The organism is Streptomyces sp. DH37 (assembly GCF_029813835.1).
Classification (GTDB): Bacteria; Actinomycetota; Actinomycetes; order Streptomycetales; family Streptomycetaceae; genus Streptomyces.
Genome location: NZ_JARVKV010000010.1, coordinates 25,098 through 37,539, shown reverse-complemented (window position 1 = coordinate 37,539; position 12,442 = coordinate 25,098). Strand labels below are relative to the sequence as shown.

Genomic DNA, 12,442 nt, shown 5'->3' with positions numbered 1-12,442 from the left:
ACGCCCTATCTCATTCCGAGATACCAGGTCCGAGGCGCGAGACGATCTCGTCCCAGTAGCCGGGCATGGTCTCCCAGGGGTCCGCGGTCTCCCCCCGGCGCCCCCGGCGGGTGCGGTCGGTGAACCAGACGGTGCCCGCTCCCTGCCAGCGGGCGATGCGCACGGCCTCCTCCAGGTGGGTGCGCGGTACGCCGTGCACCAGATGGCAGAAGCGTTCCGGCGGGTGGTCCGCCGTCCACTCCGCCACCTGCGACCAGCGGTACTCCGGCCACGGCCCGGAGAACGTCACGAGCTGGTCGCCCGCCTCCGCGTAGCCGGGGAAGGGGTGGGTGCCCGGCACGAGGACGACGTGGGCGTTCCCGCTCAGGGCGCGCAGCGCGGTCGCCACCCGGCGCACCTCCGGCAGCGAGGCGCGGTCGCCCGGGCAGCGGTCCAGGTAGAAGCCGTCCACCCCGTACCAGTCGAGGAAGCGGTGCGCGTCGCGGACCAGCGGGCCGAAGTCGCGGGTGCCGTGCCGCAGGTCCAGGTGGCCCAGCACGCGCACCCCGGCCTCGCGCAGCCCGGCGGCCGCCGCGGCGCAGTACGGGTCGGGGCGCGCCCCCGGCCCGCGTGCCACGTTGAGCACCGCCCAGTGCACCGGCGCGCCCGGGCGGGTCAGTCCGGCCCACTCCGCGGGCGCCACCATCGGGTGCGCGTAGCCGGGCACCCCGACGCCGAGGCGGCCGGGCGCGCCGGCGGCCGGTCTGCGTCTGCCGGAGCTGGTCAGATACGGCACGCCGCCTCCATCCAGATGTCCGCCAGCGACTCCTCCAGCCCGATCCGGGGCCGCCAGCCGAGCCGGTCGCGCGCGCTGCGCACGTCCGCCTGCTGCCAGGGGCCGCAGCCGTCGGGGTAGGGGGGCACCTGCGGGCCGCCCACCGGATGCTGGTCGTCCATCTCGTGCACCGGGCCGGTGTAGCCGGCGACCCGGGCCAGCACGGAGACCACCTCGCGCAGCCGCACCGCGCGCCCGCTCCCGATGTTGACCACGCCCTGGGCCGCGGAGAGCGCCGCGGCGTGCACCGCCCGCGCCACGTCCCGCACGTCCACGAAGTCGCGCTGGACGGCCAGCCCGGCGAGCCGCAGCTCGCCCTCGCCCTGCTGCATCACCCGGCGCATCGCCTCCGCCAAGCGCCCCAGCGGCGAGCCGGTCGGGGTGCCGGGGCCGGTCGGGGAGAAGACGCGCAGCACGATGGCGTCCAGCCCGGAGCCCAGCACCAGTTCGCTGGCGGCGAGCTTGCTGACGCCGTACGGGCTGCCGGGGCGCGGCACGGCGTCCTCCCCGGTCGAGGAGCCGGCCGGGGAGGGGCCGTACTCGGCCGCGCAGCCGAGGTGGACCAGCCGGGCCCCGCAGCCGCTGCGGCGCAGGGACTCGCAGACGGTGGCGGTGGCCACGGTGTTGTGCCGGATCAGGTCCCGCGCGCCGCCGCGGGTGGCGCCGGCGCAGTTGACGACGACGCCGGGGTGGACGGCGTCCAGGAAGCGGGTGAGCGCCCCGGGGCTGCCGGTGGACAGGTCGAAGCGGACGTCGGCGTCGTCGCCCCGGCCGAGCGCGGTGAGCTGGACGGCGGGGTCCGCGAGCAGGCGGTCGGCCACGTGGCGGCCGAGGTATCCGTTGGCTCCGATCAGCAGCACTCTCATCGGGCGTCCTCCCGCGCTGCGGGGGTGACGCCGGTGGCGCGCGGAACGGTCATCGGGTGTGCTCCTTCATCGGTGGTGCGCGGCGTGCGGGGGGACGTACGCCGGCGGGGGTCGGGGGGCGGGGTCTCAGGTCACGGCCCGTCCCGGTGGTGGGCGGAGGCGCCGGCGAGGGAGGAGGCGGCGAGGGCCAGCAGGGCCAGGGCCGCGCAGCCGCAGGCGAGGGCGGGTACGGCGGCCGGTCCCCAGGCGGTGGCCAGCGCCTCCACGGAGCGGCCCGGGAACGCCGGGCCGGGCCACCGGGAGGCCGCCGCGGCGGCGGCGAGCGCCGCGGCCTCCAGGACGCAGGCCGCGGCGATGCCCCCGGCGGCGGCGGCCGGGAAGCCGTGGGCGGCCAGCAGCAGGGCGGTGAACAGCAGGATCCCCAGCGCCGCGGCGGCGGCGATCCGTACGACCGCCGGGCCGGTCACGCCGCCGGGCAGGACGCCGTTCACGGCAGTGTCCACAGCGGTGTCCACGGCGGTGTCCACAGCGCCGTCCACGGCGGCGTGCGCGGCGACCAGCACGGCGAGCAGGGCCGTGGCGAAGAGCGCGACGGCGGCGGCGAGCAGCGAGCGCGTCCGGGCCGCGAACTCCTCCAGGCTGCGGCTCGCGCCGAGCCGCGACCTCGCCCGCGCGGCGAACCAGCGCGCGCACCACACGGCGGGTGCGACGGCCAGGGCCAGGCCCAGCGGCACGCACCGCTCGGCCGGGGGGACAGCCGCCGGGAGGACCGCCGCCGGCGCCCCGCCGCCCAGCGCCCAGGCCAGCAGCCGGTCGCCGGCCAGGGCGTAGCCGACCAGCCAGCAACTCCCCAGCACGGCGGCCCGGTTCAGGGCGGCGCCGCGCAGGCACGCCCGCACGGACAGCAGGACGAGCAGGGTCCCGGCCACCGCGACGGCGGTACGGGCGGACGCCGGGAGGTCCCCGGTGAGGGCGGGCGCGGCCAGCACCGCCGCGCACAGCCCGCCGGGCAGCAGGGGGAGCAGCGCGGCGCCCGCCGCGCGCGCCCGGCCGGCTCCCCGGCCGCGCCGGGGGGCGTCCGGCCGGACCGGCGCGGCGGGCGTCCCGTCGGCGCGGGGCGTACGGGCGTACAGCTCCTCGGCGAGCGAGAACACGTCCCGGTGCCGGTAGCCCGCCGCGGTGCGGTCGGTGATCCCGTGCGTCTCCAGGGCCGCGGCGATCTCCAGCGGGTCCACGGCCCGTTCGCACAGGTCCCGGTGGCGGTGCAGCAGCGAGCGCACCGGGTCGACGGGCCGGTACGGGCTGCGCGGGCCGCTCACCGGTGCCCCTCCCCCGGCCCCGCGGGCACGCCCGCGGCCGCCGTACGGGCCCAGCCCGGGGTGCGGACGGGGCGTCCGCCGGAGCGGGCGGCGGGTGCGGTCCACCGCCCGGGGAGGTGGGCCTCGGGCGGGCTGGCGAAGGGCAGCGCGGCGGCGGCCGGTCCGGCGGGCTGCGGGCGGCGCGAGAGCAGTTCGAGGTAGACGCCGCGGAACGCCGTGACGTTCCGCTCGGCGGTGAACAACTCCTGCGCCCGGGCCCGCGCGGCGGCGCCGAGCCGGGCGCGCCGGGCGGGGTCGCCCAGCAGGGCCGCGCAGGCGTCCGCCAGGGCGCGGGGGTTGCGCGGCGGCACCACCAGCCCCGTGCCGCCGATGGCCTCGCACACCGCGCCGACGTCCGTGGAGACCGTGGCCCGCCCGGCGAGCATCGCCTCGACCAGGGAGACCGGGAAGCCCTCCACCACGCTGGAGAGCACGGCGAGGTCGGCGGCGGCGTACGCGTCGGCGGGCCGGGGCAGCTCGGGGTCGCCGATCCGCGCGAAGCAGACCGGGTTGTCGCCGGCGCTGTGGGGGTCCGCGGCCTCGTCGGGGAAGAGCTGCGCGGCCAGCGCCCGGCAGTGCGCGAGGTACTGCGCCGCCTCCGGGTCCCGCTCCGCGGCGGGGCCGCCGGGGCGCTCGGCGATCAGCAGCCGGGCGCCGGGCACGGCCCTGCGGACCTCGGCGAAGGCGTGCAGCAGGCAGACCAGGTCCCTGGCGGGCGCGATCCGCCCGACCCACACCAGCACCGGGTCCGGGCGCTCCTGCCCGGAGTCCTCCTCGATCCCCGTCAGCTCCGACGCGTCCATGCCCGGGTGGACCGTGCGCAGCCGCCCGCGGTCCGCCCCGCACCTCTCCTGCCAGCGCCGGGCGTGGATGTTGCCGGAGGTGACCAGCTCCGCCCGGCGGTACGCCTCGCGCGCCAGGCACCCGTGGAGGGAGGCGAGCAGGGCCCGCACCGGCGCGCTCGCGGCATCCGGCGCGACGGCGTGGGCGGCGCTGGCGAGGTAGTGCTCGCGCAGCCGTACGCCGTACTCGGTCACCACCAGCGGGGTGCCGAAGAGGCGTCCGGCCAGCAGGCCGGGGAGCGCGCCGGGGCCGCTGCCCACCGCGTGGCAGACGTCCGCCGCCGCGAGCCCGGGGCCGCGTCCGCCTCCCCGGGCCCCGTACCAGTCCGCCGAGAGGGGCCGCAGCGCCCTCTCCACCTGCTCGACGACCGTGAGGAGGTCGGCCGGGGCCGCGGAGCGCACGGCGCGGAGCGCGCCGGGGGCGCGGCAGGCCTCCTCCAGCAGCCGGACCGCCCGCTCGGAGCGGAGGGCGGCGGCGAGCCCGCCGTACTCCAGGGCCAGGTCGGCGAGTCCGTGGAGCCCGCTGGCGAAACGGTCCGCCTCGGCGGCGGACCGCTCGCCGCCCGTCCCGGCGCAGACGGCGCCGGCCAGGTCGGCGAAGTGCTCGGCGAACCGGCGTCTCCCGCGCCTGCCGTGTCCGCGCCGGCGTCCGTCGCCTCCGGGGGCCGGCCCCCACAGCGGGGCGGTGCGCACCCGCCGGACGTTGTCCGGCAGCGCGGGCCAGGCGCCGTCCCGCTGCCGCTCGCCGCGGCCGAGCGCGTAGACCTCGAACTCGTGGCCGCCCAGGCCGCGCACCAGCCGGTCGCACCACACGGCCGAGTCACCGCCCGGATAGGGGTAACCACCCTCCGTGAGCAGTGCGATGCGCACGTGTCCACCCCCGTTCCTCCTCCGGGCCACCGGCCTTTCCCGTGGCGTCGCGGGAAGACGTTATGCGCGAGGTGGGGCGACGCGGCGGACGGTTGTCCGCCACACCACCGGAAGGGGTGAACTACCGTGACTTTCGACGCGTTTGTGCGTTCGACCCTCTAGTGGGGGCCGGAGGGGCCGTCAGGCGTCGGGGAACGGCCAGGCGTTGGGCCGGCAGGTCGGGCCGCCCACCGTCAGGTACTTCGTCTGCTGCATCATCACCGGCGCCAGGGCGCCTTCCCTGGGGCAGTTCACATGGCCCTTGCCGAGCCGGTGGCCCACCTCGTGGTTGACGAGCATCTCCCGGTACTCCCGGATCCGGTCCGGACCGAAGGTGTCCGCACCGCGCGCCCACCGGTAGGCGTTGATCATGACGCGCTCGGTCGAGGCCGAGTCGCACGAGACGTTGTCGATCGTGGTGTCCAGACCCGACTTCGCGCACCACTCGGCGGTGGTGGCCGGGGAGGCCAGCGTGATGACGAAGTCCGGCTTCCCGCCCCCCTCGTCCCCGGAGACCCGCTCGAAGGTGCGGGCGCCGCCGTGGCTCCAGCTCCGCTCGTCGTTGAGCGTGCGGTGGACGGCCTCGGCGAACAGCGCGCCGTCCAGCGGCAGTCCCTCCTCGACGTCGACCCGGTAGCGGACGCGCTGCCCCGTGCCGGGCGCCTCGTCCCGCCCGGCGACGGCGACGAGCCGGCCCGAGCCCGCGAAGTCCGGGGCGAGGTCGAAGAGCTGCTTCATCCGCTCCCCGTAGGAGGGGGGCCGCTCCTTCCCCGCCTCCTCCTTCCGCGAGACCTCCTCCCCCGAGGACGCGGGCGTGGGGCGCGCGTCGGAGCGGGAGGCGTCCTGGGCGCCCATGCGCTGGCTGCCCCCGCCCGCCCGCAACTGCCGCTCGGCGCCGCCGCGGACGTCGGCGACCTGCCCGGCCACCACGACGGCGAGCACGGTGGTCACGGCCGCGGCGGCGACCCCGGTGAAGGTCCGGCCGCGACCGCCGCGCTCCCGGCGCCCGCCCCGGCCTCTGCCACCGTCGCCGCCGGCCCGGCCCCCCTCGTCTGCCTCGCCGGCCTCGCCGGTCTCACCCGTCTCGTCGGCCTCGTCGGTCCCGCCGGCTTCTCCGGCTTCGTCCGCCCCGCCGGCGCGGACACCGCCGCCCGGGGTCCCGGCCTCACGGGTCGGCGCGGACGCGCCGGAGCCGCCGGGCACACCCGGGCGCCGCACTCCGGGCGAGCCGTAGACGCCGTCGTCGAAGGCCTCGACGTACTCCTGCCGCGGCATCCGCCCGGTCCCGTCCACGGCCGCCCGCGGCGGCCCGGCGGGCCGGTGCCCGGCGCCCGGGGCGCCGGGGCGCTGCGGCGGTACGGTCCAGCCGCCCGGCTCGCGCTGTTCGGGGTGGCCGCCGCGGACCCGGGGCGCGCCGTGCGGCCCGGGGGCCCACCCGTCGGCCGCGGGGTGGGGCGGCGCGGCGTGCCGCGGGGCTCCGCGCGGCGGGGCCGGCGCGGGCCGGGGGCGCGCGGCCTCCTCCTGGGCCGCCGGCCGGGCCGTGGGGCGCTGCCCCGTGGCCGTGGTCGTCGGCCTGCCGCTGTCCGGCCGGCCCCGGCGACTGTGACGTCCCACGACTCGTCAACCCCTGCCCGTATCGGTGTCTCCCAGCAGATCCCGGAAGGCGCCCGCCACCGCCCCCGGATACTCCATCATCGCGACGTGGCCCGCGTCGGGGAGCGCCAGCAGGCGCGAGTCGCGGAAGGCCGCGTTCGCCCTGCGCGCCATGCGGGACGAGACCAGCAGGTCCCGTCCGCCGTACACGAGCAGCGTCGGCGCCAGCACCCGCTCGGCCTGGCGCCACAGCGCGTGCTGGCCGCCGAGGGTGTAGGCGCTCACGAGGCCGCGCGCCGAGCGGGCGAGCGAGTCCCAGAAGTACGGTAGCGCCAGCCGGCGCTCGTACTCCGCCACGGCCGCCTCGAAGTCCTCCCGCGACACCGACGCCGGGTCGCCGTAGCAGAGCGCGAGGACCTCGCGGGTGCGCCGCTCGGCCGTCCAGTGCCGGGTCATCCGCCCGAAGAGCCTGGTGGCCCCGGGCACCGCCAGCAGGGCGGTGGGGACGGCGGTGCGCTGCGGGCGCAGTTCGGGCAGGGCGGGCGAGACGAGGGTGAGGGTGCGCACCAGGTCGGGCCGGACCGCCGCGACCCGGGTCGCGACCGTGCCGCCCAGGGAGTTGCCGAACAGGTGCACCGGCCCGCGCCCGGCGGCGTCGAGGTGGCGGATGACGGCGCGCGCGTGCCCGGAGACCGAGTAGTCGCCGTCGTCGGGCGGCGGCGAGTGGCCGAAACCCGGCAGGTCGAGCGCCTCCCCGTCGACCGTGTCGGCCAGTTCCCGCATCAGCGGGGACCAGTTCAGGGACGAGCCGCCCAGACCGTGGACGTACAGCGCGGCGGGCAGTCCCGCGCGCCGGGCCGGACGCCCGCGCACCGACAGTGTCAGACCGGGCAGCGAAACGAATCGGTGCGTCTCGTCCTCCCCGGCCCGCGACCGGCCCGCGGGAGGGACCTCGAACGGGGCCGCCGCCTGCGGTTGCGACTGCTCGGTCGATGACATGGAGGCAATGTTACGAGACGATCACTGCCGCTCTCACGTGTTCGCCGTCACACCCTCCTCGCTTACGGAATTCTCCTCTTCTAGGCTCGTGTGGAACCCCCTCAGCCTGGAAAGAGGACCGTCATGTCTGTTGATCCCACCGATCCCGACACCTTCGACCAGTTCGACGAGGAGGAGGAGAGGCCCGCGGCCGAGCGGTTCGGCGTCGAGGCGCCCGTGGCGGACGCCGCCGAGCAGCGCGCGGACGTGCTGCCCCGCAGGGACGCGCCGCTGCTGGGACCCGAGTCGCCGGAAGTGAACCCGGCGGACGCGGCCGAGCAGGCGCGGGTGGTCGACCTGGACGAGGACGATTACCGCTAAACCGATACATCGCGCGTTCGAGGCGCGGATTTCTGTGCCCGCCGGACGCACAGGAGGTTTACCCAAAAGTACGATGGCGGACGCAGCGCACCCCGCGCGCGGAACGACGACCTCTCCCCGGCTTCCCCCCGGGTCCGGTCCGGGCCCTGCCCGGGAGGCGTTCCAGGGAGACTCCAGGAGGCGAGCGTGACAGCCATCGAGCAGAGCGAGGCACGTCCGCGTGGCACGCGCCTGCCACGCCGGGCCCGGCGCAACCAGTTGCTCGGTGCGGCACAGGAGGTGTTCGTCGCCCAGGGCTACCACGCGGCGGCGATGGACGACATCGCCGAGCGCGCGGGCGTCAGCAAGCCGGTGCTGTACCAGCACTTCCCCGGCAAGCTCGACCTGTACCTGGCCCTGCTGGACCAGCACTGCGAGGCGCTGGTCCAGTCGGTGCGCGCGGCGCTGGCCTCGACCTCCGACAACAAGCACCGGGTCGCGGCGACCATGGACGCGTACTTCGCGTACGTGGAGGACGAGGGCGGCGCCTTCCGCCTCGTCTTCGAGTCCGACCTGACCAACGAGCCCGCCGTGCGCGACCGCGTGGACAAGGTCAGCCTGGACTGCGCCGAGGCGGTCAGCGAGGTGATCTCCGAGGACACCGACCTGCCGCCGGACGAGGCGATGCTGCTGGCCGTCGGGCTGTGCGGCATGGCCCAGATCACCGCGCGGTACTGGCTGAGCGCCGGGCAGAAGGTCCCGCGCGACGCCGCCGCCAAACTCATCTCGTCGCTGTCCTGGCGGGGCATCGCGGGTTTCCCGATGCACGGCTGACCCGCGCCCGGGGCGCGCCGGGCGACCGCCCGGTGTTCGCTGTCGGCGTGCGGGCGCGAGCGGCCCACCGCTCCGACGAGGACTAATGTTGCTGGCGTAACGGCGCGGCTGACCGCGCACCCGCCCCGGCTCCGCCAGGGGGAATCACCAAACCGTTCGGAAGGGACATAGCCGTGGAGGTCAAGATCGGCGTGCAGCACGCGCCCCGCGAGATCGTTCTGGAGAGCGGGCAGACGGCCGAGGAGATCGAGCGCGCCGTCGCCGAGGCGCTGACCGGCAAGGCGCAGCTGCTCAGCCTGGCGGACGAGCACGGCCGCCGGGTGGTCGTCCCGGCCGACCGGCTGGCCTACGTCGACATCGGCGAGCCGAGCGGCCGCAAGGTGGGCTTCGGGGCGCTGTGACGCCGCAGGGGCCGCGGAAGCCCTAGGGGCTCCGGCGGCTCCGCCGGGAGACCGGCTGCGAGACCGGCCGCGAGGCCGGTGGGACCGGCGCACGGAGGCCGGGCGGGATTCCCGCCCGGCCTCCGTTTCGTCCCCGGTGCGCCCTGGGTAGGACCGAGTAACCCGATGCGCACCCCACCGGCCCGCGGGAGGACCCATGTTCTGGGAAGTGCTCGGCTCGGCGCTCCTCGGTCTCGTCGTCGCCCTCGTCGCCAGCCACCGTTACGCGGACCGGTTCCGCGACCGGTCCCTGGTGCTGGCCACGGGGCCCGCGGCCGCCTTCGGCGGCGGCGTGATCACCCGCGTGGTGCTGGGACCGGGCCACGCGCTTCCCACCCTGGCGATCGCCGCGCTGGTCGCGGCGGCCCTGCTGTCCCTGCTGGTCCGCCCCCGCCGCGGCGCCCGGACCGCGGGCCGCCCGCGCGTGGGCGCGGCCTGAGCCCGGGGCCCGTACCGCGCCGCGTCGTCAGGCGGCCAGTCCCAGCGCGGCCATGCGCTTGGTGTGGGCCTCGGTGATCCGCGAGAACATCCGGCCGACCTCGGCCAGGTCGAAGCCCGCGGTGACCCCGCCGACCAGCATCATCGACAGCGCGTCGCGATCGGCGACCACCCGCTGGGCCTGCGACAGCGCCTCGCCCATCAGACGGCGGGCCCACAGGGCGAGCCGGCCGCCGACGCGGGGGTCGGCCTCGATGGCCGCGCGCACCTTCTCCACCGCGAAGCCGGAGTGCCCGGTGTCGTCCAGCACGCCCAGCACCAGGGCGCGGGTGTCGGAGTCGAGGCGGACGGCGACCTCGCGGTAGAAGTCCGAGGCGATCGAGTCGCCGACGTACGCCTTGATCAGGCCCTCCAGCCAGTCCGACGGCGCGGTCTGGCGGTGGAACTCGTCCAGCGCGGCGGCGAACGGCTCCATCGCCGCGGCGGGGTCCTCGCCGATCTCCGCCAGACGGCTGCGCAGCCGCTCGAAGTGCTGGAACTCCGCCGACGCCATCGAGGCCAGCTCCGCCTTGTCCACGAGGGTCGGGGCCAGCTTGGCGTCCTCCGCGAGCCGCTCGAACGCGGCCAGCTCCCCGTAGGCCAGCGCTCCCAGCAGGTCCACGACCGCCGCCCGGTACCGGGGGTCGGACGAGGCCGCCGCCCAGTCCTGGGCGGCCGTCTCCGTGAGGTCCTCGGGGTCCTCGGGTCCGGCGGTGGATGTGTCAGACGTCTCCATGCTGCGCACAATAGCCCGCCGGCGGCCCGTCCGACCTGCCCGGGAGCCCCCCGGCGCGGGCCCGGGCGGCCGTGCGTCGGGCCCTCGGCCGGAGATCGACCGGGCGCAGATGCGCGGCGAGGGGGTACAGTGATATTGGGCCCGCTTCCTGACAGCGGGTTCTACGCATACTGTGTTATCTGGGTCCTCGGGGACGTTCCCCGGGCCCGCAGCGGATGCCCGGTCGGTGGCCCGATCGGCTCCGACACGACCGCCCTCCACACGGGCCGTATGCGGAGCGGCGGCTGCGAAGACACGCAGCCGTGTGCTCCCCGCGGACCGTGGTGAGGGGCCCGCTCGCGCGGTACGTGCGCTTGAGCGAGAGCCCGTGGTCCTGCGCCGCGAGGCCGCCCGACAGGCAGCCGGCGTCCGGTGCGGTACGACCCACCCCGATCCCCCGGGGTGCGCCCTCGCTCCCCCGTCCCGCGTCTCACGGAAGAGGCAAGCATCCTGACCACCACATTCCGAGAGCTCGGGATCCTTCCCGAGACCGCCGAGGCCCTGGAAGCCGTCGGCATCACGTCCCCGTTCCCCATCCAGGAGATGACCCTGCCGGTCGCCCTGGCCGGCGCCGACGTCATCGGCCAGGCCAAGACCGGCACCGGCAAGACCCTCGGCTTCGGTCTGCCGCTCCTGGAGTCGGTCGTCGTCCCCGCCGACGTCGAGGCCGGCCGGGCCGCGGCCGACCAGCTGACCGAGGCACCGCAGGCGCTCGTGGTCGTCCCCACCCGCGAGCTGTGCCAGCAGGTCACCAACGACCTCCTCACCGCAGGCAAGGTCCGCAACGTCCGCGTGCTGGCGATCTACGGCGGCCGCGCGTACGAGCCGCAGGTCGAGGCGCTCAGGAAGGGCGTCGACGTGGTCGTCGGCACCCCGGGCCGCCTGCTGGACCTGGCGGGCCAGCGCAAGCTCAGCCTGGCGCACATCCGCACGCTGGTGCTGGACGAGGCCGACGAGATGCTCGACCTCGGCTTCCTGCCGGACGTCGAGAAGATCATCCAGCAGCTTCCCGCCAAGCGGCAGACGATGCTGTTCTCCGCGACCATGCCGGGCCAGGTCATCTCCCTCGCCCGCCGCTACATGTCGCAGCCCACGCACATCCGCGCCACCGCGCCGGACGACGAGGGCGCGACGGTGGCCAACACCACGCAGCACGTCTTCCGGGCGCACTCGCTGGACAAGGTGGAGATGGTCTCCCGGATCCTGCAGGCCGAGGGCCGCGGGCTGGTGATGGTCTTCTGCCGCACCAAGCGGACGGCGGCCGACGTCGCCGACCAGCTCTCCCGCCGCGGCTTCGCCTCGGGCGCGGTCCACGGCGACCTCGGCCAGGGAGCGCGCGAGCAGGCGCTGCGCGCCTTCCGCAACGGCAAGATCGACGTGCTCGTCTGCACCGACGTCGCCGCCCGCGGCATCGACGTCGACGGCGTCACGCACGTGATCAACTACCAGACGCCCGAGGACGAGAAGACCTATCTGCACCGCATCGGCCGCACCGGCCGCGCGGGCAACAAGGGCACGGCCGTCACCCTCGTCGACTGGGACGACATCCCGCGCTGGCAGCTGATCAACAAGGCGCTGGTGCTGGACTTCAACGACCCGCCGGAGACGTACTCCACCTCCCCGCACCTGTACGAGGCGCTGGGCATCCCCGAGGGCACCAAGGGGATACTGCCGCGCGCCGAGCGCACCCGCGCCGGGCTCGCGGCCGAGGAGGTCGAGGACCTGGGCGAGACCGGCGGCCGGGGCCGGGGCCGCGGCACCGCCTCCACCGAGGAGCGCGCGCCGCGCACCCGCACCCCGCGCCAGCGCCGCCGCACCCGCGGCGGCCAGACCGCGGAGCACGCCGGTTCCGGCGCCGGGTCCGCGGCGGAGCCGGTGACCCCGGCCGGTCCGGCCGAGGACGCCGGGTCGCCGGCGGACTCCTCCGGCGAGACCCGCAGGCCGCGCCGACGCCGCCGCACCCGCGGCGGAGCCGCCGGGCAGGCCGACGCCCCGGCCGCGCGGAGCGGCGAGGACGCGCACACGGACGCTCCGGCGGACTCCTCCGGCGAGGCCCACAGGCCGCGCCGACGCCGCCGCGCCCGCGGCGGGGCCGCCGCCCGGTCGGCGGCCCCGGAGGCCACCACGGAGAGCTGACGGCACACGGACGGCGCACCACCGCCGTCCCGGAGTGGACGCCCGCCCCCCGCCGCACCC

Annotated in this window: 12 protein-coding genes; 5 read left to right on the top strand and 7 right to left on the bottom strand. The window is 76.8% G+C overall.

Annotated elements, in window-relative coordinates; all coding sequences use genetic code 11:
• Positions 1-10: 10 nt before the first annotated feature.
• The 6 genes from QC029_RS07970 to QC029_RS07945 all read right to left on the bottom strand — a co-directional run bounded on the left by QC029_RS07970 (position 11) and on the right by QC029_RS07945 (position 7,381).
• A complete protein-coding gene (locus QC029_RS07970; RefSeq protein ID WP_279554766.1) occupies positions 11-775 on the bottom strand; it encodes a spherulation-specific family 4 protein in 765 nt (254 codons plus the stop codon).
• Positions 763-1,680, bottom strand: coding sequence for an NAD(P)-dependent oxidoreductase (locus tag QC029_RS07965; protein WP_279554765.1), 918 nt, complete (start codon positions 1,678-1,680; stop codon positions 763-765). The genes QC029_RS07970 and QC029_RS07965 overlap by 13 nt, the downstream gene beginning before the upstream one ends.
• A gap of 131 nt (positions 1,681-1,811) precedes the next feature.
• Positions 1,812-2,999: a hypothetical protein gene (locus QC029_RS07960; protein WP_279554764.1), complete on the bottom strand. Its 1,188-nt coding sequence runs from the start codon at positions 2,997-2,999 to the stop codon at positions 1,812-1,814.
• Positions 2,996-4,750 carry a DUF3492 domain-containing protein gene (locus QC029_RS07955; protein ID WP_279554763.1) on the bottom strand — a complete coding sequence of 585 codons (1,755 nt, stop codon included), beginning with the start codon at positions 4,748-4,750 and terminating at the stop codon, positions 2,996-2,998. Before QC029_RS07955 ends, QC029_RS07960 begins: the two co-directional genes overlap by 4 nt.
• Positions 4,751-4,930: 180 nt before the next feature.
• Complete coding sequence (locus QC029_RS07950; protein ID WP_279554762.1) at positions 4,931-6,403, bottom strand: DUF3152 domain-containing protein; 1,473 nt, start codon at positions 6,401-6,403, stop codon at positions 4,931-4,933.
• A 6-nt stretch (positions 6,404-6,409) separates the two neighbouring features.
• Positions 6,410-7,381 carry an alpha/beta fold hydrolase gene (locus QC029_RS07945; protein ID WP_279554761.1) on the bottom strand — a complete coding sequence of 324 codons (972 nt, stop codon included), beginning with the start codon at positions 7,379-7,381 and terminating at the stop codon, positions 6,410-6,412.
• Positions 7,382-7,504: 123 nt separating this feature from the next.
• Here QC029_RS07945 and QC029_RS07940 point away from each other — a divergent pair, with 123 nt between their 5' ends.
• The 4 genes from QC029_RS07940 (at position 7,505) to QC029_RS07925 (ending at position 9,433) form a co-directional block, all read left to right on the top strand.
• Positions 7,505-7,741: a hypothetical protein gene (locus tag QC029_RS07940; protein ID WP_279554760.1), complete on the top strand. Its 237-nt coding sequence runs from the start codon at positions 7,505-7,507 to the stop codon at positions 7,739-7,741.
• 186 nt (positions 7,742-7,927) lie between these two features.
• Entirely contained in the window at positions 7,928-8,554 is a 627-nt protein-coding gene (locus QC029_RS07935; protein ID WP_279554759.1) for a TetR/AcrR family transcriptional regulator, read from the top strand.
• 173 nt (positions 8,555-8,727) lie between these two features.
• The gene (locus QC029_RS07930; protein WP_279554758.1) at positions 8,728-8,955 is read left to right on the top strand and encodes a DUF3107 domain-containing protein; all 228 of its coding nucleotides are present in this window, start codon (positions 8,728-8,730) and stop codon (positions 8,953-8,955) included.
• A 196-nt stretch (positions 8,956-9,151) separates the two neighbouring features.
• The gene (locus tag QC029_RS07925) at positions 9,152-9,433 is read left to right on the top strand and encodes a hypothetical protein (RefSeq protein WP_279554757.1); all 282 of its coding nucleotides are present in this window, start codon (positions 9,152-9,154) and stop codon (positions 9,431-9,433) included.
• 27 nt (positions 9,434-9,460) lie between these two features.
• Here the strand turns inward: QC029_RS07925 and QC029_RS07920 are convergent, their stop codons facing one another.
• On the bottom strand, positions 9,461-10,207 hold the full coding sequence (locus QC029_RS07920) for a ferritin-like fold-containing protein (protein ID WP_279554756.1): 747 nt from the start codon (positions 10,205-10,207) through the stop codon (positions 9,461-9,463).
• A 582-nt stretch (positions 10,208-10,789) separates the two neighbouring features.
• Between QC029_RS07920 and QC029_RS07915 the strand changes: the two genes are divergently transcribed.
• Positions 10,790-12,382, top strand: a complete 1,593-nt coding sequence (locus QC029_RS07915; protein ID WP_279554755.1) for a DEAD/DEAH box helicase — start codon at positions 10,790-10,792, stop codon at positions 12,380-12,382.
• Positions 12,383-12,442 lie beyond the last annotated feature (60 nt).

Excerpts from the sequence above, each read along its gene's own strand:
- QC029_RS07965 (WP_279554765.1), bottom strand. The coding sequence starts at position 1,680 with ATGAGAGTGCTGCTGATCGGAGCCAACGGATACCTCGGCCGCCACGTG.
- QC029_RS07945 (WP_279554761.1), bottom strand. The coding sequence starts at position 7,381 with ATGTCATCGACCGAGCAGTCGCAACCGCAGGCGGCGGCCCCGTTCGAG.
- QC029_RS07940 (WP_279554760.1), top strand. The coding sequence starts at position 7,505 with ATGTCTGTTGATCCCACCGATCCCGACACCTTCGACCAGTTCGACGAG.
- QC029_RS07925 (WP_279554757.1), top strand. The coding sequence starts at position 9,152 with ATGTTCTGGGAAGTGCTCGGCTCGGCGCTCCTCGGTCTCGTCGTCGCC.
- QC029_RS07920 (WP_279554756.1), bottom strand. The coding sequence starts at position 10,207 with ATGGAGACGTCTGACACATCCACCGCCGGACCCGAGGACCCCGAGGAC.
- QC029_RS07915 (WP_279554755.1), top strand. The coding sequence starts at position 10,790 with ATGACCCTGCCGGTCGCCCTGGCCGGCGCCGACGTCATCGGCCAGGCC.